Genomic DNA, 22,952 nt, shown 5'->3' with positions numbered 1-22,952 from the left:
CCTCCGCAGGCTTGTCTCGCGCTCCTCTTTATGCTATAATGTGGCGGACGACACACAGAACTGCACCACCGATTGGAGGATTTTCATATGATTCAGATCACCAACACCCCTGTCCTCTACCAGGGCGGGGCCTTTGTCCCCACAGCCCCCCGCCCCGCAGCGGAGCGGACCGGCACCATGGCCCGGACCATTCTGGAGGCCCACAATACCTCCAGCAGCCCCGAGCGGCTGGCCCTGAAATTCGACGCCATGGCCTCCCACGACATCACCTATGTGGGGATCATCCAGACCGCCCGGGCCTCCGGGATGCGGGCCTTCCCCCTGCCCTATGTGCTCACCAACTGCCACAACTCCCTGTGCGCCGTGGGCGGCACCATCAACGAGGACGACCACGTCTTCGGCCTCTCGGCCGCCCGGAAGTACGGCGGAGAGTTTGTCCCCGCACACCAGGCTGTCATCCACTCCTACATGCGGGAGCGGTACGCCGCCCCTGGGCGGATGATCCTGGGCTCCGACTCCCACACCCGCTACGGCGCCTACGGCACCATGGCCATCGGAGAGGGCGGGCCTGAGCTGGCCCGGCAGCTCCTCCAGAAGACCTACGACATCGCCTATCCCAAGGTGGCGGCCATCTACCTCACCGGGGCCCCTCGGCCCGGCACCGGCCCCCAGGACGTGGCCCTGGCCCTCATCGGGGCAACCTTTAAAGCGGGCATCGTGAAAAACGCCGTCATGGAGTTCTTCGGCCCCGGCGTGGCCAGCCTCTCCATGGACTACCGCTCCGGTATCGACGTCATGACCACCGAGACGGCCTGCCTGTCCTCGGTGTGGTCCACCGACGGGATCACCAAGGACCACCTGGAGCGCCTGGGCCGGGGGGACCAGTTCCGGGCCCAGGCTCCCGGGGAGGGGGCCTACTACGACGCCCTCATCCAGGTGGACCTCTCCACCGTGGAACCCATGATCGCCCTGCCCTTCCACCCCTCCAACGCCTATTCCATCCGGGAGTTCAAGGCCAACCTGGCCGACCTGCTCCACCAGGTGGACGTGGACGCCGCCGAGCAGCTGGGCGTCAAAAACGCCCCCTCCCTGACCGAGAAGATTGTGAACGGCCAGTTCCAGGTGGACCAAGGGGTCATCGCCGGGTGCTCCGGCGGCACCTACCAGAACCTGGTCCGGGCGGCCGAGATTCTGGGGCGGCACCCCATCGGCTCCGGGGAGTTCTGGCTCTCCTGCTACCCCGGCTCCATGCCCATCAACCTGGAGCTCACCAAGAAGGGCTACCTCGCCTCCCTGATGGCCGACGGGGCCTCCATCCGCTCCTGCTTCTGCGGGCCCTGCTTCGGGGCGGGGGATGTGCCCGCCAACGGAGCCTTCTCCATCCGCCACTCCACCCGGAACTTCCCCAACCGGGAGGGCTCCAAGCCCGGCGAGGGCCAGATCTCCTATGTGGCTCTGATGGACAGCCGTTCCATCGCCGCCACCGCCCTCCACGGCGGCATCCTCACCGGGGCCGACGAGCTGCCCGACTGCCCCGCCGACCGGCCCGGCGAGAGCTGGGATTACGATGACTCCGCCTACCGGGCCAGGGTTTACTACGGGGTGGGGAAGCCCGACCCCAGCGCCGAGCTGGTCTTCGGCCCCAACATCGCCGACTGGCCGGAGCAGGTGGCCCTGCCGGAGAATCTGCTGCTCACCGTCTGCGCCGCCATCTATGACCCGGTGACCACCACCGATGAGCTCATCCCCTCCGGGGAGACCTCCTCCTACCGCTCCAACCCCCTGCGTCTGAGCGAGTTTGCCCTGAGCCGGAAGGACCCCCAGTATGTGCCCCGGGCCAAGGAGGTTCTGGCGGAGGAGCGCCGCCGCCGGGCGGGGGAGCCCACCGAGGCCCTCCTGGGCCACGACCCCAAGACCACCGGCCTGGGCTCTCTGGTGATGGCCCTGAAGCCCGGCGATGGCTCTGCCCGGGAGCAGGCGGCCTCTTGCCAGCGGGTGCTGGGGGGCTGCGCCAACCTGGCCCAGGAGTACGCCACCAAGCGCTACCGCTCCAACGTGGTGAACTGGGGGATGCTGCCCTTTGTCTGCAACGGTTTGGCCGAGAAAAACATCCGGCCCGGGGACCGGCTCTATCTCCCCGGCATTCGGGCCCTGTTGGAGGGGGACGGAGAGGAGCTCACCGGCACCCTCATCCAGAACGGCGCCGAGACCCCCATTACCCTGAAACTCCCCGGGCTTACCCGAGAGGAGCGGGACATTATCCTGGCGGGCTGTTTGATCAACTACTACGCGAAATAACCTGCGGTCCGCCGGGGCGGTTTCCCGTCCCGGCGGACGTTTTTATTTTACAAATGCCCGGGGATGGGGTATAATAGGGGCGCGACCCCCTTCAACCCCTTTTTTGAGGTGCTTTCGTGAAAAAGATCATGCTTTCCCTGACGCTCTCCGCCCTGCTGACCCTCTCCGCCTGCGGGGGCGGACAGAGCGCTTCCCCGGCCCCGGAGGACGACACCCTCCACATCCTGGCCACAACCTATCCCGTCTATCTCTTCACCACCGCCGTCACCGAGGGGGTGGAGGGGGTGGAGGTCTCCCGGCTCATTCAGCAGGAGATCTCCTGCCTCCACGACTACACCCTGACGGTAAACGACATGAAGGCCGTGGAGGCCGCCGATGTGGTGGTCCTCAACGGCGTGGGACTGGAGGATTTTCTCTCGGACGCCCTGGCCGCCTCCGACGCCCCGGTCATCGACTGCTCGGAGGGGGTGGAGCTCCTGCCCGCCCTGGGCCACGAGGGCCACGACCACGACACGGAATACGACCCCCACATCTGGATGGAGCCCGCCCGGGCGGCCCAGATGGTGGAGAACATCCGGGCGGGCCTGACTCAGGCGGACCCGGACCGGGCGGAGCGGTATGCGGGCAACGCCTCCGACGCCGCTGCCCGGCTCGCCAACGCCGGGACGACGCTGCGGGAGATTACCGCCTCCGGCCAGCCCGGCCTCCCGCTCCCCCAACGGGAGCTTATCACCTTCCACGACGGCTTTCAGTATTTCGCCGAAGCTTTCGGCCTGGACCTGCTGAAGGCCATTGAGGAGGAGGAGGGAAGCGAGGCCAGCGCCGCCGAAATCAAGGAGATTGTGGGGCTGGTCCGGGATTTTGACATCCCCGCCATCTTCACCGAGAAAAACGGCTCCGACGCCACCGCCCAGGCCATTTCCCGGGAAACCGGCTGTCAGGTCTGCCAGTTGGACCTCATCATGAGCGGGGACGGCCAGGGCCTGGACCCCTACCTCACCGCCCTGGAGGGAAACGTGGAGACCATCGCCAACGCCCTGGGGGAGGGCCAGGTCCAGATGAATGGGGGGAGCGCACACAGCCATGAGCGTACACAAGCACGATGATCTCCCCGCCGGGGCCGGCTGTTCCAGGGCCTGCTGCCTGCGGGCGGAGGGCCTGGGGGTCACCGCTGGGGACCAGGTCATCCTCCACGATGTGGACTTCCACCTCCACTGCGGGGAGATCACCGCCCTCATTGGCCCCAACGGGGCGGGGAAGTCCACCCTGTTCAAGACTGTCCTGGGCCAGATTCCCCACACAGGGACCATCGACTTCCAGCCGGCGGGGGGCGGGCACACCCGGCCCCTCATCGGCTATGTGCCCCAGTCCCCCTCCTTTGACCGGGGGGACCCGGTGAGCGTGCTGGACCTCTTCGCCGGGGCCATCTCAAGCTGGCCGGTTTTCCTCCCCATTCCCCAGCGGCTCCGGGAGCGGGTGGCCGCCTGCCTGCGCCGGGTCCACGGGGAGGGACTGCTGGACAAGAGGGTGGGGGCCCTCTCCGGCGGGGAGCTCCAGCGAGTGCTGCTGGCCATGGCCCTTGAGCCCGTCCCCCACATCCTCATCCTGGATGAACCCCTCTCCGGGGTGGACATCGAGGGAGAGAAGCAGCTTCTGGACATGCTGGATGAGGTCCGCACCCAGTACGATCTCTCCATCCTCCTGTCCACCCACGACTTCGCTACCCTGGAGGCGTATGCCGACAAGGTCATCCTCCTCCAGGGCGCCGTGCTCAAGGCGGGGAAGCCTTCTGAGGTCCTGGCCTCCCCGGAATTTCAGCAGGTCTTCCACCTGACCCTGGGAAGGGGGCAGCGCTGATGGCCCTCTGGAACCAGCTGGTGGGGGCTCTCCCCTTTGACTGGGCCTCCTATGAATTTATGCGCTGGGCCTTGCTGGCGGTGCTGGTGATCTCCCCCCTCTTCGGCCTGCTCTCCACCATGGTGGTGGAGAGCAGGATGTCCTTCTTCTCCGACGCCCTGGGCCACTCGGCCTTTACCGGTATGGCGGTGGGCACCCTGGCGGGGACGGCGGTCCCCCTCCTTTCCCAGGCAGACCCCCTGTGGTTCGCCGCAGTCTTCGCGGTGGTCTTCGCCCTGCTCTTCACCTTCGTGCGGCGGCGGACCAGCCTGGCCAGCGATACCGTCATCGGGGTCTTCTCCTCCACCGCCGTGGCTCTGGGCATCTTCCTGGCCACCTTCGGCGGGGGCAGCTTCACCCGATTCAACGCCCTGCTCATCGGGGACATCCTCAGCGTGGAGCCGTCCCGGATCGGCCTGCTGGCTGTCATCCTGGTGCTGGTGGTCCTGCTGTGGCTGCGCTCCTTCAACCAGCTCATGCTCGCCTCGGTCCACCCGGCCCTGGCCGACAGCCGGGGGGTCCGGGTCTTCTGGCAGGAGGCACTCTTCTCCGCCGCCGTGGCGGTGGTGGTGACGGTGGCCATGACCTGGGTGGGCCTGCTGGTCATCAACTCCCTGCTGGTGCTGCCGGGGGCCGCCGCCCGGAACGTGGCCCGGAACATGCGGCAGTATCACCTCATCTCCCTCCTCTCCGCCCTGGCGGCGGGGGTGGCAGGGCTGATGACGTCCTACTACATCGGCCCCTCGGCGGGGGCCTCCATCACGCTGTACCTGGCGGTTCTCTTCGCCGTTACCTTCTGCTTCCGCAAAAAGAGACTGTGAATTGCTGGGTGTACGTAAGACAGTATTGCGCTAAGATTGACGAAGCGGCACGAAACCGCATGGAGCTGATCGTGCCGGAGCTGGCGAAGCGAAACGGCGTGACCGAACAGCTGAAAGCCGAAAATCAGATGGAGTGGGTGCGGCAGATGAACGCTTGCAAGGCACAGGCAGAGGAGATTGTGAAAGCGGAATTGATTTACGATTGAGCGAGGAAGTCCGGGCAGAAAACTGTTCGGACTTTTCTCATATAGTCCAAAGTTGCGGTAGAAATGTTCACAAGTTTTATGGTATAATTTGAATATGAAATTGAGCAATAAATCGGGATTTGTCAAACACAATGCCTCTCCCAACTGAAGGTTGAGTTTGATAATTCTACTTACGGTTCGTGTACAAAAATTGATAGAAATTGTAGAGTAAATCATGAAAGGAGGCATATTTTCATGAATCAAATTGATACAGGAAAGTTTATTGCTGGTTGTAGAAAAGAAAAAGGTTTGACACAAGCGCAATTAGCAGAAAAGTTAAATATTACTGACAGAGCTGTTTCCAAATGGGAGACAGGAAAATGTATGCCTGATTCATCTATCATGTTGGAACTTTGCAATATTTTAGGTGTTACGGTTAACGAATTGTTGAGTGGGGAGAGGATAGAAATGAATAATTACGAAGAGAAGGTCAATGAAAATCTCATTGAATTAAAAAGAAAAGATGAGAACAACATGAACAAGAATGCAATAATATCAACAATATACACAATCACTATGATAATTGGCATTATGGTATGTTGCATATGTGATATTGCCATTTCGGGAACATTGACATGGTCATTAATTGTGCTTAGTTCTATATTGGTTACATGGATCGCATCGTTTCCGGTTATATTGTTGGGAAAAAGGGGAGTGCTGGTGGCGATGATTGCTATTACTATAATTATAGTACCATTTATGTACATATTAAGTATTTTGATAAAAGTGAATGAGGTGTTCAGCATAGGTGCGATTATGTCGATTATCTCACTTGCATTTCTTTGGATAATTTATGCTTTATATTATCGACTTAAAGAACGAAAGTTTTTGGCAACAGGAATCACATTCTTGTTTGCTATTCCATTTACACTTTTGATAAATAGTATATTATCAAAAATGATTGGCGAGGCGGTAATTGATATTTGGGATATATTATCTATATTTATTTTGTTGATTATAGCAGTTGCTTTTATAATTGGAGATTATGCTCGAAGAAAGGGGCATATAAGATAAGACTTTAGTTACACCTAAATTCTTGTTTGGCGAACTGATAAAATCCCTTTAGGAACTAAAGGGCGCACTTCTATACTCTCCTATCGGGAGTATCGTGCGTCCTGCGGAGCTTCATTCTCCGTCAGCAGAAGAAAACTGCTTGACCGAGAATGTTGCGTCACTTCGTTCCGTCAAGGTGGCTACACCCCCTTGCGCCGCTAAAGCGGCTATCCCCTGTGGACTTGCCGTCCGCAAACGGTTTTGACAAACCGTTTGCCGCCAGCAAGTTTGAAGATTAGACATAAACAAATCCTCCGCATGGTCTAAGCCATACGGAGGATTAACTGTTTTACGGACACCCGTCTATATTAGGGCTTGTTTGAAAAATGTCAACATGCCCAATCAGCGGGTCTTTTGCCCCCCGGACGGCGCAATTTTTCCTTGAAATCCGCCAGGATTCCTGCGAAAAAATTGCTTGCCGGCGGCCCAAAATCCCTCGCTGCCGGACACATCGCCAATTTTCAAACAAGCCCTAGGGCTTGCCATGGCAGCGCTGCTGTTTCAGGGGCACGCATCAAAAAACCGGGCGGCGGCCAGACAAGGCGGCCGCCCGGTTTTTTGTGGGCGGGAGGGGTCACACCTTCTGCCAGGCGCCCCGGCTGAAGAGGACCAAAATGGGAAAGATTTCCAGTCTTCCCGCGATCATACACAGAGAGAGCACCAGCTTGGACAGGTGGGAGAACTCGGAAAAGTTCCCCATGGGGCCCACCTTTTCCAGGCCGGGGCCCACATTGCCGATGCAGGTGATGACGGCGGTGAAGGTGGTGCCAAAGGAGAAGTTGTCCAAGGCCACCACCAGCATGGCCATCAGGGCCAGGAGCACATAGGCCCCCAGGAAGACCATGACGGTGTGGAGGGTCTTCTCGTCCACCACCCGGCCGTCCAGCTTCACCACGCTGACCGAGCGGGGGTGGAGGATCTGGCGGACCTCCCGCCGGACGCACTTGAGCAGCAGCAGGGCCCGGGAGCACTTGACGCCGCCGCCGGTGGAGCCGGCGCAGGCGCCGCAGACCATCAGGATCACCAGCAGCATCCGGGAGAACTCCGGCCACTGGTCGAAGTCCACGCTGGAGAAGCCGGTGGTGGAGATGATGGTGGTCACCTGGAAGAAGGCGTGGCGGAGAGAGACCAGGAAGGAGCCGTACATGCTGCTGATGTTGACGGCGATGAGGAGGACGGACGCCGTCACCACCCCGGCGAAGAACCGAAGCTCATCGCTCTTCAGGGCCTGCTTCCACTTGCCGCAGAGGATGAGGAAGTAGAGGGAAAAGTTGATGGAGAAGACCACCATAAAGATGCCCAGAATGACCTCGAAGACGGGGTTTTGGTAGCCGCCGATGGAGGTGTTCAGGACGGAGAAGCCCCCGGTGCCCGCCACGGCGAAGGAGTTGACCAGGGTGTCGTAGAGGGGCATTCCCGCCAGCAGCAGGCACACAATCATGACCACGGTGAGGACGAAGTAGATGGCGTAGAGGATTTTGGAGGACTGGGAGGCCCGGGGCACCAGTTTGCTGACGATGGGTCCGGGGGACTCGGCCTTCATGACGTGGAGGGTCCGGCCTCCCAGGGATGGGAGGAGGGCGATGGTGAGGACCAGGATGCCCATGCCCCCCAGCCAGTGGGAGAAGGAGCGCCAGAAGAGGATGCCCTTGGGCAGGCCCTCCACGGCGGGGAGGATGGAGGAGCCGGTGGTGGTAAAGCCGGAAATGGACTCAAAGAAGCAGTCCACGAAGCTGGCGAAGTCGCCGCAGAAGTAGAAGGGGAGGGCGCCGCTGACGCCGGCCAGCACCCAGATGAGCCCGGCGGAGAAGAAGCCCTCCCGGGCGTGGAAGGCGGTGTCCGACTTCACCAGGGACAGCAGCAGACCCACCACGGCGGTGATGCCGATGGCCAGCAGGAAGGGCATGGGGTCCTCCCGGTAGAGGAGGGCCACCACCAGCGGGAGCGCCATACAGGCGGCCTCCACCAGCAGGGTCTTGCCCGCCAGCCGGAGGACAAGCTTAAAGTTCATCGCTCCATCCCCCGCGTCAGGACAGAGTCGTCAAAGATGTCGTTGATGTCCAGAATGGCGCGGCCGCTGGACACCAAAATGACGGCGTCGCCCAGCTCCATGGCAGAGGAGCCCTCAGGGATGATGGTACGGCCCTGGTGGATGATGACGGCCACCAGGATGCCCTTTTTCAGGGGCAGGTCCTTCAGGGGGGTGCCCAGATGGCGGGTGGTCTGGTTGACGGTGAACTCCATGGCCTCAGCGCCCCCCTCGCCGATCTTGTAGAGGGTGTTCATCACGCTGCCCTTGGTGTTCTGCCGGCCCCGGACGATCTGGAGAATCTGGTTGGCGATGAAGAGCTTGGGGGAGATGACGCTGTCCAGGCCCAGGTCCCGGACGATGGAGATGTAGTTGCGGCGGTTGCACTTGGCCACCACCTTGAAGATCTTCCGCTGGAGGGCGTAGAGGGAGATGATGAGGTTGTCCTCGTCCCGGTCGGTGAGGGCCACAAAGGCGTCGGACTCGGCCAGGTTCTCCGACTCCAGCAGCTCCTGGTCGGTGCCGTCCCCCTGGATGATGAGGCTCTTGGGCAGGTCCTCGGAGAGCTGGCGGCAGCGCGCCTCCCGCTGTTCCACGACCTTCACGCGCATGTTCATCCGCTCCAGGATGGCGGCCAGGTAGTAGCCGATGCGCCCGCCCCCCACCACAAAGACGCTGCGGACCTGGGGGGCATAGCGCCCGATGTGCTGGAAGAACTCATGGACGCCCAGGGGGGCGCCGATGACATAGATGCGGTCCCCCAGCTGGGGGACGAAGGATCCGTCGGGGATGATGACCGCCCCGTCCCGGTCGGCGGCGCAGAAGAGGATGGGCAGGCCCTTGACCCGATCGGAGAGGGCGGAGAGGGGCTGGCCCAGGAAGAAGTCCCCCTCCCGGGCCCGGAAGCTCATGAGCTCCACCCGGCCCCGGTAGAAGGTCTCGATGTTGGCGGCCGGGGGGAAGCGGAGCAGCCGGGCGATCTCCAGGGCGGCGGCCCGCTCCGGGTTGATGAGCAGGTCGATGCCCATGTCCCGCTTGAGCCGGCTGCTGTCGGCGGTGTACTCGATGTTGCGGACCCGGGCGATGGTGAACTGGGTGCCCAGGTGCTTGGCGGTAAGGCAGGAGACCATGTTGATTTCGTCCATGCTAGTGGCGGCGATGAGCAGGTCGGCGTGTTCGGCCCCGGCCTCCCGCAGGGCGGCGGCCGACGCTCCGTTGCCCTTGACGCACATGACGTCCAGGGCCTCATCCGCCTTGCGCAGCGCCTCGTCGCTGGTGTCCACAATGGTGACGCTGTGCCCCTCCAGGGAGAGCTGCTCCGCCAGGGTGTAGCCGACCTTTCCGTCGCCTACAATGATGATATCCACACAATCCATCTCCTCTTGTTTTAAACTCTTCCAGTCCTTTCAACAGAGCAATCCTCCCCTACTATAGCGCATTGCCTGACAGAGTGCAAGGGGGAATCCGCCAAAAGACAAGATGGTCCGCCTGGGTGCGCTCAGTCCCGCCACAGCCGCACCAGGCCGCAGTCGTGGAGGGCCTTTAAAAGGACGGCGCCCAGGGGGGCGAGTACCATCCCCGCCACCCCAAATGCCTGAAAGCCCACATACATGGCCAGCAGGGCGGCCAGGGGCGGGAGCCCCGTCCGGGTCCCGGTGAGCTTGGGCTCCAGCAGGCTCCGCACCACGGAGACCAGGGCGTAGAGGGCCAGCAGCCCCAAGGCGGTTCGGACCCGGCCGGTCAGGAGCTCCACAGCGGCCCAGGGCAGGAGGACGGCGCCGGTACCAAAGACGGGCAGGGCGTCCACCAGGGCGGTGAGGGCGGCCAGCAGCAGGGCCAGCTCCTCCCCCAGCAGCAAAAAACCCGCCGCCAGGGTTCCAAAGGTCACCAGCATCAGGGTCCCCTGGGCCAGGAGCCAGCCCCGCAGGGCCCCCCGCAGGCGCTCCAGCCCGGCGCGGACCCTGGGCCGCCACCGGGCCGGCACCTGCCGCCGGAGGAAGGCCAGGAGGGCGGGCCGCCCGGCGGAGGAGAAGTAGGTGGCCAGGGCGGTGGTGAAGAGGAAGAGCCCCCACTGGGGCAGGGCGGCCAGGACGCCGGCCGCCCACGCGGCGGCCCAGTCGTAGAGCAGGGCGGGCAGGGCGGCGGCCCGGTCCAGCAGGGACTCCAGGGCCTGCCACAGAAAGTCCTGAAGGTCCGGCGGGGCGGCGATGATATAGCGGTAGGCCCAGTCCTCGGCCTGATCCCCCAGGGAGGGCAGGGAGGCGATCAGCCGGGGGAGCTCCTCCAGCAGGAGGGAGGCCTCGTACCACAGCCGCCACAGCGCCAGCAGCAGAGCGCCCGAGAGGAGGAGCACCAGCAGGAGGGTACACCCGGCGGCGGCGGCCCACCGGGGCAGGGAGAGCCGGGCGCTCAGGAAGCCCACCGGCCCCTCCAGCAGGGCGGAGAGGGCCAGGGCGATGAGAAAGGGGAGGGTCCAGGGCACCAGAAAGCGGAGGGCAAGCCAGAGGGCCAGCCCCCCCAGGGCCGCCCCGGCGGCGGCCGTGAGAAGCTGCGGACGCTTGTCAGACTGCATGGCAGACCTCCGTTCCAAAAGGCTGGCGGGCCCCGGGCTCCGGGCCGGGACTGTGGTGACAATGACGGAATCCCTCCCCCCGGCGGGGGGAAAAATCGTGGGATGTTCTGTCGATTGGCCCTTGCGCCGGGCCGGCGGCTGTGCTACAATAGACACCACATGCGGACAAATGCCTTTGTTACAAGGACAGTGGCCGCTTTTTCAGGGGAGAGGAGGGGCTCGCCGTGGGAAATCCGCCCAAGTATTTCATCGTGGAGGCCGGCGCCCTGCCGGAGATTTTCCGAAAGGTGGCCCAGGCCAAGCGGATGCTGGAGCTGGGGGAGGCGGAGACCGTCCACCAGGCCGCCGAGCTGGCGGGCATCAGCCGCAGCGCTTTTTATAAATATAAGGACGCGGTGCGGCCCTTCAACGACGTGCTCCACGGCAGAATCGTTACCTTTCAGGTGCGCCTGCGGGACGAGCCGGGGGTCCTCTCCTCGGTCCTCAATAGCTTTGCCCTCTCCGGCGCGAATATTCTCACCATCAACCAGGGGATTCCCACAGAGGGCTGCGCCCTGGCCACCATCGGGGCGGAGACCTCCGGCCTTCAGATTCCGGTGGAGGAGCTGCTCAGCCGCACCACGGGCCTGGAGGGGGTCCTGAGATGTGAGATTCTGGCGGGCTGATGCCGCTATGAAAAAGAGAAGGAGTGTGCGACCTTATGGTGAACGTAGCGATTCTGGGCTTTGGGACTGTGGGCTCCGGCGTGGCCGAGGTGCTTGCGAAGAACGCCGAGCACATCGACCAGAAGGTGGAGACCCCCGTCCGGCTCAAGTATATTCTCGACGTCCGGGACTTCCCCGGCAGCCCCTTTGAGGACAAGGTGGTCCATGATTTCTCGGTCATTGAGAACGATCCCACGGTGGAGATCGTGGTGGAGACCATCGGCGGGGCCACCGTGGCCCTGGACTACACCCGCCGGGCCCTGAGCGCCGGCAAGAGCGTGGTCTCCTCCAACAAGGAGCTGGTGGCCGAGCACGGGTATGAGCTCCTCCAGCTGGCCGCCCAGAAGGGCGTGAGCTACCTCTTCGAGGCCAGCGTGGGGGGCGGCATCCCCATCCTGCGGCCCCTGTCCCAGTGCCTGGCTGCCAACGAGCTCACCGAGGTCTGCGGCATCCTCAACGGCACCACCAACTATATCCTCACCCGGATGATCCGCTCCGGCCTCACCTTCGAGGCCGCCCTGAAGGAGGCCCAGGCCAACGGCTACGCCGAGAAGGACCCCACCGCCGACGTGGAGGGCCGCGACGCCTGCCGGAAGATCTGCATCCTGGCCGCCATCGCCTTCGGCCGCCACATCTACCCCCAGCAGGTGCCCACCGAGGGCATCTCCGGCGTGACCCTGGCCGACGTGGCCTATGCCGAGTCCTGCAACCGGAAGATCAAGCTCCTGGGCCGGGCCGTGAAGGAGCCCGACGGCCGGGTGTGCGCCTATGTGGCCCCCCATCTGGTGGACGCCGAGGCCCCCCTGGCCGGGGTGGAGGACGTCTTCAACGCCATCATGGTCAAGGGGGACGCCATTGGGGACGTAATGTTCTACGGCCGGGGGGCGGGGAAGCTCCCCACCGCCTCGGCGGTGGTGGCCGACGTCATGGACGCCGCCCGGCACATCCAGTCCCGGAAGCACATCGAGTGGGGTCCCGGCGGGGAGGACGTCACCGTCTCCCCAGACCAGTTCCCCTTCCGGTGGTATGTCCGGGCGGCGGGCAGCGCGGCGGCCGTCCGAACCGCCTTCCCGGGGGCGGCCCTTCTGTCCCGCCCGGGGGCCCCTGCGGAGGAGGTGGCCTTCCTCACCGCCGGCGCCATGACCCGGGCCCAGCTGGACGCCGCCCTGGGGGACCTGCGGCCCCTGTCCGTGTTCCGGGTGCTGGCGTGACGGCATAGGATGCCTTGGGGCGGAGCGGGCGTCGGCCCTGTCCCCTCCGCCCGCCGGAGCCCGCCCGGGGCGGTGGGCTCCCCCGGGACGCCCTCCGGCGATCCCACACGCAACTCGTTTAGGGGGTAGAGATACATGGCACTCATTGTACAGAAATTCGGCGGAACCTCGGTTGCGGACGCCGACCGCATCCGCAACGTGGCCCGCATCATCACGGAGACCTACCGCCGGGGCCACAGCCTGGTGGTGGTCCTCTCCGCCCAGGGGGACACCACCGACGACCTCATCGCCAAGGCCGGGGAGATCAACCCCAGGGGTTCCCAGCGGGAGATGGACATGCTCCTGTCCACCGGGGAGCAGATCTCCTGCGCCCTGTGCGCCATGGCCATCGAGGCCATGGGCTACCCGGTGGTCTCCCTGACGGGCTGGCAGGCGGGCTTCAAGACCAACTCGTCCTACGGCGCCGCCCGGATCAAGTCCGTCCGCACCGAGCGCATTCTGGCCGAGCTGGACAAGCGGAAGATCGTCATTGTCACCGGCTTCCAGGGTATCAACAAGTACGGCGACATCACCACCCTGGGCCGGGGGGGCTCGGACACCTCGGCGGTGGCCCTGGCCGCCGTCCTCCACGCCGACCTGTGCCAGATCTACACCGACGTGGACGGGGTCTACACCGCCGACCCCCGGTGCGTCAAGGGGGCCAGGAAGCTGGACGAAATCACCTACGATGAAATGCTGGAGCTGGCCACCCTGGGGGCCCAGGTCCTGCACAACCGCTCGGTGGAGATGGCCAAGCGCTACAATGTGGACCTGGAGGTCCTCTCCAGCTTCACCGGACGGCCCGGAACCAAAGTCAAGGAGGTTGCGAAAACCATGGAAAAGCCCTATGTCAGCGGCGTGGCCAAGGACAAGAACATTGCCCGCCTGGCCCTGGTGGGCCTGCCGGACCAGCCGGGCACCGCCTTCCGCATCTTCTCCACCCTGGCCAAGCACAGGATTAACGTGGACATCATCATCCAGTCCATCGGCCGGGGCAGCACCAAGGACATCAGCTTCACCATCGCCCGGGACGATATGGAGGAGGCCTGCCGGATTCTCGAGGAGGTCCGAGACGCCCTGGGCTTCGACCATATCGACGTCACGGACGATATCGCCAAGGTCTCCATCGTGGGGGCGGGCATGGTCCACAACCCCGGCGTGGCCGCCCTGATGTTCGAGTCCCTCTACAACGCCGGCATCAACATCCATATGATCTCCACCAGCGAGGTGAAGGTCTCGGTTCTGGTGGACAAATGCGACGCCGACAACGCCGTCCAGGTGGTCCACGACCGCTTCTTCGAGGAATACGGAACCCTTTAAGCAGAAAAAACGCCGTTCCCCTCCGGGCCAAGGGCCGGGCGGGGAACGGCGCTTTCGCGTTTTGGGGGACGATCAGGGCAGGAAGACCGGGGAGGTGGTCCACTCAGCGGCGCCGGTCCGCGGCCGGGGGAAGCACAGGCCGTAGAGAGCGGTGCAGCGGTCCTCCAGGGCGAAGAGGGCCTGGGCCTCGGGCCCCAGCCGCCGGATGTGGGCGGGCTTGGCCACCACGGGGACCTGGCTGCGCCGGCCCATCTCCCGCAAAACCGCCCGGCCCCGCCCGGTGAGGCCCAGGACCCGGAGATAGGGAAGCTCCGCCGGCCGATCCGCCGCCTCCAGGCCCAGAAAAGCCCACAGGGCCAGCCGCCGGACCCGGGCGTGGGCGTAGCGCTTGGTCTTGACCAGGCGGTAGAGCCCCTCCAGATCCTCCGCCTCCCGGGCAGCGTCCAGGAGCCGCCGGGCCAGGCCCTCGCCGCTGTCGGGCAGGCGCTGGGCCTCCTCCAGGGTCATGGACCGCAGCCGGGAAAGTACCGCCCGCTCGATCCAGGCCATGGAGGCGATGTCCCCCTGCCAGGGTTCGGGGAGAAAGGGCTCCGCCCGGGCGCTCTGGCCCTGCCGCAGCCAGCCACGGATGGCCGAGGCCGAGGCGAAGCCCCCCGCGCCCTCCGCCCCGTCGTGGGGGACTCCCATCCGGGGGACGGCCAGGGCCCCCATCCCCGGCGGCAGTGCCCGGAGGTATTCCACCCCCAGGTTGTCGTTGGGATTGGCCAGGCAGGCGGCGGCCTCCTCCCCCAGGAGGGCCCGGACTGCGGCGTGGCGGCAGGCGGCGAAGGGCCTCCCCGCATCCAGAAAGCGCCGGAGCTCCCCCCGGTAGACCTCTGAATCCAGGCAGGCCGCCGCCGCCCGGAGCCGGTCTAAGTCCCCGGACTCGCTGCCGAAGGAGAGGGTGTCCACCACCCCCGCAGCGGTCAGGATCCCCACGCCCCCCCGGGCGAAGGGCTCCGCCGAGGTGCAGGCCCAGGGGGTGGGGATCTCCAGCACCAGGTCAGCCCCGCCCCGAAGAGCCATGGCCGCCCGGGCCCACTTGCCGGTGAGGGCGCACTCCCCCCGCTGGACCCAGTGGCTGCTCATGGCGCAGACCACAGCGCAGTCCGGCCCCAGAGCCCGCCGGGTCTGGGCGATGTGCCAGGCGTGCCCCCGGTGGAAGGGGTTGTATTCGGCTATTATGCCCGCAATGCGCATGGACGCCGCCTCCTTGAAAAAGCGGAAAAGTTTTGAAAAATAGGTTGTCCTTTTGAAGAAAAGGGTCTATAATGTATTCTGTCATTATATCGGCTTTGCCGCCTTCCTGCAAGGCGAAATGAAGAAAAGGAGCGGAATGAAAATGAACGTACTCGTGATCAATGCCGGAAGTTCCTCCCTCAAGTACCAGCTGATGGACCCCCAGACCAAGGAGGTCCTGGCCAAGGGCCTGTGCGAGCGCATCGGAATCGACGGCCGCCTGACCCACAAGGTCCCGGCCACCGACGGCAAGTATGAGTTCGACATCCCTATGCCCACCCACTCCGAGGCCATTCAGGCGGTGCTGGACGCCCTCACCAGCCCCGACCACGGCGTCATCAAGAGCATGTCCGAGATCGACGCGGTGGGCCACCGGGTGGTCCACGGCGGCGAGCAGTTCTCCTCCTCCGTCCTCATCGACGACAACGTAATGCAGGCCATCCGGGACTGCGTGCCTCTGGCCCCCCTCCACAACCCCGCCAACATCACCGGCATCGAGGCCTGCCAGAAGGCCATGCCCGGGGTGCCCATGGTGGCCGTCTTCGACACCGCCTTCCACCAGACCATGCCCAAGTCCCACTATATGTACGCCATCCCCTACGAGTACTATGAGAAGTACAAGATCCGCCGCTACGGCTTCCACGGCACTTCCCACAAGTATGTCTCCCAGCAGGCTGCGGAGATGATGGGCCGCCCCATTGAGGAGCTGCGGCTGGTGTCCTGCCACCTGGGCAACGGCTCCTCCATCTGCGCCATCAACCGTGGCAAGAGCTTCGACACCTCCATGGGCTTCACCCCCCTGGACGGCCTGCCCATGGGCACCCGGGCCGGCAACGTGGACCCCGCCATCATCGAGTTCCTGATGGAGCACGAGCACCTCTCCGCCGCCGAGGTCATTGACATCCTCAACAAGAAGTCCGGTATGCTGGGCATCTCCGGCGTATCCTCCGACTTCCGGGACCTGGACACCGCCGTGGACGAGGGCAACGAGCGGGCCATCCTGGCCAAGGACATGTTCAACATCTCCGTCAAGAAGATGATCGGCTCCTACATCGCCGAGATGGGCGGCGTGGACGCCATCATCTTCACCGCCGGCGTGGGTGAGAACGACCGCTCCGTCCGCTGGGACATCTGCGAGAACATGGAGTATCTGGGCGTCAAGATCGACCCGGAGAAGAACAAGTACAAGGGCCGTCAGATGGACATCTCCATCGACTGGGCTCGGGTCCGGGTGCTGGTCATCCCCACCAACGAGGAGCTGATGATCGCCCAGGACACCGCGGAGATCGTCTCCAAGCTGAAATAAGAATCAACCGTGGAAAAGGGCCGCCCGGCTGGGCGGCCCTTTTCAGTTGGTCAAAGGGGGGAGCCCTTTGTTCTTTCCCCGGAGGAACTGCCAGACCTGCACAGGACTGGCGGCGTCGTCAGAGGGTTCCTCTCCTTCCAGAAGTTCTGACTTGCCGAAGGCGCGGAATTTCGCTATGATTTTGCCACAGCCGGCGCATCGGCCCCCAGCCGGGGGCCCGCCGGAGAGTTTACACACAAAGGAGCATCACCATGCGCAAGATCCCTGCCGCCCTTCTGGCCCTGACCCTGACCGCCTCTCTGACCGCCCCCAGGGCGGCCGCCGCCCCCTCCGGCAGCACCCTGCCGGAGCTGGACGGCCACTGGAGCCAGGCCGCCTTTCAGCGGTGGCACGGCTACGGCATCGTGGAGGGGGACGATCGGGGGATGCGCCCCGACGACGCCATGATGGTCAGCGAGTTCGCCGCCCTTCTGAGCCGGACCATGGGCTATTCCAAGACGGTGGAGAACCCCTATGCCGACCTGAAGGGCGACGAGTGGTACGCCCCCTACATCCTCCGGCTCACCGCCGCCGGCATCCTGGAGGGCGACGGCGTCAACTGCAACGCCGACGAGCTCATGAGCCGGGAGCGGGCCACCGTCCTCCTGGCCCGGGCCCTGGGCATCCGGCCCTCCCAGGACCCCGACCTCAGCGGCTTCGTGGACGGTGACACCGCCGCCGCCTGGTCCGCGGGCTATGTGGACGCCCTGGCCCGGGCCGGCATCCTCCAGGGGGTGGGCAACCACACCCTGGCCCTGGGGGACAACATCACCCGGGCCTCTGTGGTCACCGTTCTGGATAAGGCCGTGGCCGCTTACGCCGGGGAGGAGGGCGCCCAGGTCACCGGGGCGGTGGACGGCATCCTGCTGGTGGCCGCCGGCGGCGTCTCCGTGAAGGACGCCCGGATTTCCGGCGGCGTCCTGGTCTCCCCCAAGGCTGGGGAGTCCGACCTGACCCTGGAAAACACCGTTCTGGAGAGCCACCTGCTGGTGGCCGCCAGCGGCAGCTCCGTGACCCTCACCGGCACCCGCGTGGAGGGGGAGGCGGTCCTCTCCGGGGACCGGAACGCCCTGACGCTGGCGGGGGCCTCCCATGCGGCGCAGGTGACGGTGGAGGGCGCGGAGAACACCGTCGCCCTGGAGGCGGAGGCCTCCGTGGACACCCTCACCGCCCAGGCCGCCGTGGCGGTGGATAACCAGGGGACCATCACCATAGCCGAAATCCAGGCCAGCGGCGTGGTGCTGGACGGCAGCCGGCCCGGCAGTATCCAGGTGTCCGAGGGCGTGGACGCCCCCACCAACAGCGCGGGGGACCCGGTACTTGGCGACCAGGACCAAGACCAGGATCAGGACCAGGATCAGGGTCAGGACGGCGCGGAGGAGGTCTCCGGCGTGGTGGGCGTTTCCTCTGTGGACCAGGACAGCCCCGAGGCCCCGCTGCCCCAGGTGACCGCCCAGGCCACCCAGACCGAGGGTGAAGAGTTTGTGCGGGTGGCCCTGTCCACCCAGGATATCGTGCCCATCCACCAGAGAGAGGACGGCGGAAAGGGCGCCTGGGTGGGGCTGGCCATCCAGGCCCCCCAGGACTATGCGGAGGAGACCTTCCGCTACTCCCTTGGCGTCCAGGAGAGCGAGACTGCCCAGCACACCGCCAGCCTTACCGAGAACGCGGACCTTGGCGCGGGCAAGTACGCGGTCCTCTTCCTCAACGCCAGCGCCCTGGAGCCCCAGACCCACATCACCCTCCAGTGGGGGGAGGAGACCGTCCGCTATGTGGTGGACCTGTCCGGGGTAAAGACCCCCACTGTGGTGCTGGAGGGCGTGACCGTCTCCACTCACCAGCTGCCTGACGGGGTGGCGTCCACCGCCGAGGGCCTGTCCCTGGACGAGAGCACTGCTCTGGTCCAGAACGGCGGCGCCGGCACACTGACCCAGGAGCAGGTCTCCGGCATGGGCGGCGGCGGGGAGTACACCGTCTACTACGCCGTGCCCCAGGCCCTGGGGGAGGACACCCTCCAGTTCGCCAAGATTGCCCGCTCCATCAACGGCGGGGCCTGGAACACCTGGGCCATTTCCAGCCAGACCGGGGCCCAGGAGGGGGCCGGCTGGTGGACCAAGGACGAGAGCCATTACTGCTTCAAGTGGGGCGCCGTCTTTGCCCGGCAGCAGGAGGAGGTCTGGCAGCTGGTGGACGGCGGCCGCTATGACTACACCCTCTCCTTCCTGGACGAGGCGGACAACGTGGTGGCCACCTGTACCTTCTCCATCGACCTGAGCGGCTATACCATCGCCCCGGAGTCCGGCGAAGCGCTGGAGTAACGGCCCGGGAACACCGCGCCGCCCGGGGGGCAAAATCCCCCGACCTGGACATATGGAACGGGTCCCGGCAGCGTACCAAAAAGCTCCCCCTGGGAGGCCCTGCGGCGCGGAGGCCTCCCAGGGGGAGCTTTGCTTTCTCAGCTCAGGCACTCCAGAAGCGCCAGGCGTTGAAGAGGCTGATGAGGGTGATGAGGACCATTAGGCCCAGGAAGAGGCGCTCCACCTGGCGGTCGTCGATGTGCCGGTTGATGTTCCGGCCGGCCATGCCGCCGGTGATACCCCCAACCACCATGGGGACCAGCCAGCTCAGCTGGAAGGGAGGGACCGCCCCGGTGAGCAGGGTGGTGCCCAGGCTGGTGATCTGGGAGAGGAGGATGATGTAGAGGCTGTTCTGGGCGGCTGTCTTGGTGGGCATGGAGAAAAAGTAGTAGAGCACCACCAGGTTGATGGGCCCGCCGCCAATGCCCAGGAAGCTGGAGAGGAGCCCCAGCCCCAGGCCCACCGCCACGCAGGGCAGGGGGTGGGTCAGGCGGTGGGTGCGGATGCGGCGCTGGAAGAGGGTGTAGCAGATGGTCATGAAGGTCAGAACCGCCAGGCACATGGATTGGCAGAGGCCCACACTCTGCTGGGAGAACAGGGCGGTGAGGGCGGAAAAGAGGCTCTTCCCCGCCACGCCCCCCGCAGCGGCCCCCAGGGCCAGGGGGGTCCCGGTTTTGAAGTCCACCAGACTCTCCCGGGCGGCCAGGGCCCGCCCCACAGAGTAGCAGGACATGCTCAGCACTGTACAGCCGGACAGAAAGCTGATGGTGGACACGCCGGCCAGATTCAGGGCGTCCAGGGCGGGCTTGATGATCACCCCGCCGCCGATGCCGCAGATGGCCCCGCCCACCGAGGCGAGAAAGCTGACAAGCAATAAAAAGACCGCCATGGCCCCATCCTCCGTCTCCGGCGTCCTTGCCGATCAAAGTTCTGGAAACAGGATACCACATCCTCCGGGGAAACGCAACCGGGATGTGGGGTTATGTCCAGGTCTTCCACACCTCTGGGCAAAAGCCCACAGTGGCCTGCCGGCCGTTGCGGACGATGGGAGTCCGCAGCAGCCGGGGCTCCTCCAGCAGCTTTTCCAGCTTGTCCTCGTCGTAGGCCAGATAGGCTGCCAGGGGGGCGTCCGGGTGCTTTTCGTTGAGCAGGGCCTCCAGTCCCACAGCGTTCTTCACACTTCGGAGTTCCCCCGGGCTGATGCCGTATTTGGCCAGGTCCACAAACTGGAAGGGGATGCGCCGCTCCTTGAAGTACCGCTGGGCCTTTTTGGTGTCAAAGCACTTGGAGGTGCCGAAAATCTGAATGTTCATGGCGTGCGCCCTCCTTCAGAGAGACGAAGCGGGGCCCGGAGCGGTCGGCTCCGGGCCCCCGGTGGTTACGGTTGGGCGGATGGCTGCTTCCGGCAAGGGCGGGGAGGATGCCTCTCAGCCGCTCTGCTTAATAAACATCTGCACCCAGTACAGCGTGCCGTTATACTCCACGCAGCCCACGCCAATAGTGTCAAAGCTGGTATTCAAAATGTTTGCCCGGTGGCCCTGGGAGTTCATCCAGGCGTCCATCACCGCCTCCGGGCTGCGCTGGCCATAGGCGATGTTCTCCCCGGCCCGGGAATACGAAACGCCGTATTCGTCCAGAATGGTGAAGCATTCAGTGCCGTCCGGCCGGGTGTGGGAATACAGCTCCACCTGTTCCTGAGCCCGCTCCTGGGCCGCCTGCTGGAGCTGGCTGTTGACCGACAGGGCAGACAGGCCGTTCTCAGCCCGCTGCTGGTTGACCAGCGCCACCACCTGGTCGGCCAGGTCCGTCCGGTCCACGGCGACGTTAGGGGTAGGTGTGGGAGTAGGTGTCGGGGTGGGCGTTGGCGTCGCTGTCGGGACCGGCGTGGGCGTTGACGGCGGCGTGGGGGCCGGCGTGGGCGTTGACGGCGGCGTGGGGGCCGGCGTGGGCGTTGACGGCGGCGTGGGGGCCGGCGTAGGCGTTGACGGCGGCGTGGGGGCCGGCGTGGGCGTTGACGACGGCGTGGGGGCCGGCGTAGGCGTTGACGACGGCGTGGGGGCCGGCGTAGGCGTTGACGACGGCGTGGGGGCCGGCGTGGGCGTTGACGACGGCGTAGGGGCCGGCGTGGGCGTTGACGACGGCGTAGGGGTGGGCGTCCGGGTGGAGAGCTTGACAAACATCTGCACCCAGTACAGCGTGCCGTTATACTCCACACAGCCCACGCCGATGGTGTCAAAGCCGGCGTTCAAAATGTTTGCCCGGTGGCCCGAGGAGTTCATCCAGGCGTTCATCACCGCCTCCGGGCTGCGCTGGCCGTAGGCGATGTTCTCCCCTGCGCCGGAGTAGTCAATGCCGTACTCCTCCAAAATGGTGAAACAGCGGGTGCCGTCCGGCCGGGTGTGGGAATACAGCTCCACCTGCTCCTGAGCCCGCTCCTGGGCCGCCTGCTGGAGCTGGCTGTTGACCGACAGGGCGGACAGGCCGTTCTCAGCCCGCTGCTGGTTGACCAGCGCCACCACCTGATTGGCCAGCTCCGTCCGGTCCACGACGACGTTGGGGGTGGGCGTCGGGGTAGGGGTCGGAGTAGGCGTGGGGGCCGGCGTGGGGGTGGGCGTTGGCGTCGGGGTGGACGTCCGGGTGGAGAGCTTGACAAACATCTGCACCCAGTACAGCGTGCCGTTGTACTCCACGCAGCCCACGCCGATGGTGTCAAAGCCGGCGTTCAAAATGTTTGCCCGGTGGCCCGAGGAGTTCATCCAGGCGTTCATCACCGCCTCCGGGCTGCGCTGGCCGTAGGCGATGTTCTCCCCTGCGCCGGAGTAGTCAATGCCGTACTCCTCCAAAATGGTGAAACAGCGGGTGCCGTCCGGCCGGGTGTGGGAATACAGCTCCACCTGCTCCTGAGCCCGCTCCTGGGCCGCCTGCTGGAGCTGGCTGTTGACCGACAGGGCGGACAGGCCGTTTTCGGCCCGCTGCTGGTTAACCAGCGCCACCACCTGATTGGCCAGGTCCGTCCGGTCCACAACGACGTTGGGGGTGGGCGTGGGGGTCGGCGTCGGCGTAGGTGCCGGCGTCGGGGTAGGCGTAGGTGTCGGGGTAGGCGTAGGTGTCGGGGTAGGCGTAGGTGTCGGCGTCGGGGTGGGCTCCACCGGGGCGTATGTAGTGAAGAGGTCGTCCGCCCGGTTCATCACCACCGCCCCCTGGGCGCGGGTCATGTAGCCGTCGCCGCGGAAGGTGCCGGCGGAATCGGTGCCCACAATGAGGCCCAGGGAGTAGGTCACCCGCACCGCATCCCGGTAATCGTCGGAGATCTGGTCCCAGTCAGGGATGGTCCGCGCCGCCTGGCTCTCTGTGAGGATGCTGTCCATACCGTCCAGGTCTGCGTCCTCCACCGCGTTGGACAGGAGCACGGCCATCTGACTGCGGTTAATGGGCTCTTCCAACACGGCGGTGCGGCTCAGCTCGCCGGTCAGCAGCCCGTGGCTGGACGCCGCCTGCACATAGGGCTGGTACCACACGGCCCCGGTCTGGGCGCCGCCGATCTCCTCGGGGTAGAAGGCCCGGACCAGCATGGTGACAAACTCCACGCCGGTGACCTGCCGGTCAGGCATAAAGCGGCCGTCTCCCGCACCGTTGACCAGGCCCCTGTCCACGGCGGTCTGGATCTGTTCATAGGCCCAGTGGTTCTCCGGCACGTCGCTGAAGGGCTCGGCCGCGCTGGCGGCGATCAGGGAAGCCAGAAGGGTGACCGCCAGCAGAAGGGCGGTCAGCGGCTTGGCCATGC

The 22,952-nt window shown here is 65.0% G+C and carries 17 protein-coding genes and 1 pseudogene; 11 read left to right on the top strand and 7 right to left on the bottom strand.

The features are described 5' to 3' along the window. Nucleotides 1-87 precede the first annotated feature (87 nt). The 6 genes and pseudogenes from Q0K09_RS00175 (at nt 88) to Q0K09_RS00150 (ending at nt 6,274) form a co-directional block, all read left to right on the top strand. The gene (locus Q0K09_RS00175) at nt 88-2,298 is read left to right on the top strand and encodes a hydratase (protein WP_294471311.1); all 2,211 of its coding nucleotides are present in this window, start codon (nt 88-90) and stop codon (nt 2,296-2,298) included. 116 nt (nt 2,299-2,414) lie between these two features. Next, nucleotides 2,415-3,404, top strand: coding sequence for a metal ABC transporter substrate-binding protein (locus tag Q0K09_RS00170; protein WP_294471309.1), 990 nt, complete (start codon nt 2,415-2,417; stop codon nt 3,402-3,404). Continuing rightward, nucleotides 3,382-4,155, top strand: coding sequence for a metal ABC transporter ATP-binding protein (locus tag Q0K09_RS00165; RefSeq protein WP_294471306.1), 774 nt, complete (start codon nt 3,382-3,384; stop codon nt 4,153-4,155). The genes Q0K09_RS00170 and Q0K09_RS00165 overlap by 23 nt, the downstream gene beginning before the upstream one ends. Further along, nucleotides 4,155-5,015, top strand: coding sequence for a metal ABC transporter permease (locus tag Q0K09_RS00160; protein ID WP_294471304.1), 861 nt, complete (start codon nt 4,155-4,157; stop codon nt 5,013-5,015). The genes Q0K09_RS00165 and Q0K09_RS00160 overlap by 1 nt, the downstream gene beginning before the upstream one ends. A gap of 20 nt (nt 5,016-5,035) precedes the next feature. Continuing rightward, nucleotides 5,036-5,221, top strand: a pseudogene (locus Q0K09_RS00155) (TnpV protein); the annotation flags it as partial. Nucleotides 5,222-5,455: 234 nt separating this feature from the next. Next, the gene (locus tag Q0K09_RS00150; protein ID WP_294471302.1) at nt 5,456-6,274 is read left to right on the top strand and encodes a helix-turn-helix domain-containing protein; all 819 of its coding nucleotides are present in this window, start codon (nt 5,456-5,458) and stop codon (nt 6,272-6,274) included. A gap of 613 nt (nt 6,275-6,887) precedes the next feature. Here Q0K09_RS00150 and Q0K09_RS00145 read toward each other — a convergent pair. From Q0K09_RS00145 to ytvI, 3 genes are all read right to left on the bottom strand, one after another. Continuing rightward, nucleotides 6,888-8,324 carry a TrkH family potassium uptake protein gene (locus Q0K09_RS00145; RefSeq protein WP_294471300.1) on the bottom strand — a complete coding sequence of 479 codons (1,437 nt, stop codon included), beginning with the start codon at nt 8,322-8,324 and terminating at the stop codon, nt 6,888-6,890. Next, nucleotides 8,321-9,709 (bottom strand): Trk system potassium transporter TrkA, encoded by a 1,389-nt coding sequence (gene trkA / locus Q0K09_RS00140; RefSeq protein ID WP_294471297.1) that lies wholly within the window; start codon nt 9,707-9,709, stop codon nt 8,321-8,323. The genes Q0K09_RS00145 and trkA overlap by 4 nt, the downstream gene beginning before the upstream one ends. Nucleotides 9,710-9,840: 131 nt before the next feature. Continuing rightward, nucleotides 9,841-10,914, bottom strand: a complete 1,074-nt coding sequence (gene ytvI, locus Q0K09_RS00135; protein ID WP_294471294.1) for a sporulation integral membrane protein YtvI — start codon at nt 10,912-10,914, stop codon at nt 9,841-9,843. A gap of 224 nt (nt 10,915-11,138) precedes the next feature. Here ytvI and Q0K09_RS00130 point away from each other — a divergent pair, with 224 nt between their 5' ends. From Q0K09_RS00130 to Q0K09_RS00120, 3 genes are all read left to right on the top strand, one after another. Beyond that, nucleotides 11,139-11,579 carry an ACT domain-containing protein gene (locus Q0K09_RS00130; protein ID WP_294471291.1) on the top strand — a complete coding sequence of 147 codons (441 nt, stop codon included), beginning with the start codon at nt 11,139-11,141 and terminating at the stop codon, nt 11,577-11,579. Nucleotides 11,580-11,614: 35 nt separating this feature from the next. After that, nucleotides 11,615-12,829, top strand: coding sequence for a homoserine dehydrogenase (locus Q0K09_RS00125; RefSeq protein ID WP_294471288.1), 1,215 nt, complete (start codon nt 11,615-11,617; stop codon nt 12,827-12,829). Nucleotides 12,830-12,964: 135 nt separating this feature from the next. Further along, nucleotides 12,965-14,188, top strand: a complete 1,224-nt coding sequence (locus tag Q0K09_RS00120; RefSeq protein ID WP_294471285.1) for an aspartate kinase — start codon at nt 12,965-12,967, stop codon at nt 14,186-14,188. Nucleotides 14,189-14,260: 72 nt separating this feature from the next. Here Q0K09_RS00120 and Q0K09_RS00115 read toward each other — a convergent pair whose 3' ends face one another. After that, a complete protein-coding gene (locus Q0K09_RS00115) occupies nt 14,261-15,427 on the bottom strand; it encodes a nucleotidyltransferase family protein (protein ID WP_294471283.1) in 1,167 nt (388 codons plus the stop codon). 142 nt (nt 15,428-15,569) lie between these two features. On the opposite strand from Q0K09_RS00115, the gene Q0K09_RS00110 reads away from it, so the two are divergent. Next, entirely contained in the window at nt 15,570-16,772 is a 1,203-nt protein-coding gene (locus Q0K09_RS00110; RefSeq protein ID WP_294471282.1) for an acetate kinase, read from the top strand. Nucleotides 16,773-17,023: 251 nt separating this feature from the next. Next, nucleotides 17,024-19,129 carry an S-layer homology domain-containing protein gene (locus tag Q0K09_RS00105; RefSeq protein WP_294471279.1) on the top strand — a complete coding sequence of 702 codons (2,106 nt, stop codon included), beginning with the start codon at nt 17,024-17,026 and terminating at the stop codon, nt 19,127-19,129. A 142-nt stretch (nt 19,130-19,271) separates the two neighbouring features. Here the strand turns inward: Q0K09_RS00105 and Q0K09_RS00100 are convergent, their stop codons facing one another. The 3 genes from Q0K09_RS00100 to Q0K09_RS00090 form a co-directional block, all read right to left on the bottom strand. Then, a complete protein-coding gene (locus tag Q0K09_RS00100; RefSeq protein ID WP_294471276.1) occupies nt 19,272-20,057 on the bottom strand; it encodes a sulfite exporter TauE/SafE family protein in 786 nt (261 codons plus the stop codon). 91 nt (nt 20,058-20,148) lie between these two features. After that, nucleotides 20,149-20,481, bottom strand: a complete 333-nt coding sequence (locus tag Q0K09_RS00095) for an ArsC/Spx/MgsR family protein (RefSeq protein ID WP_294471274.1) — start codon at nt 20,479-20,481, stop codon at nt 20,149-20,151. Nucleotides 20,482-20,595: 114 nt separating this feature from the next. Continuing rightward, nucleotides 20,596-22,950, bottom strand: coding sequence for a CAP domain-containing protein (locus Q0K09_RS00090; protein WP_294471272.1), 2,355 nt, complete (start codon nt 22,948-22,950; stop codon nt 20,596-20,598). Nucleotides 22,951-22,952: the final 2 nt, after the last annotated feature.

Origin of the sequence: uncultured Intestinimonas sp., from assembly GCF_944387725.1 — a bacterium.
GTDB lineage: Bacteria > Bacillota > Clostridia > Oscillospirales > Oscillospiraceae > Intestinimonas.
Note: the sequence above shows the minus strand (reverse complement) of the source record. Positions and strands in the feature narration are given on the sequence as shown.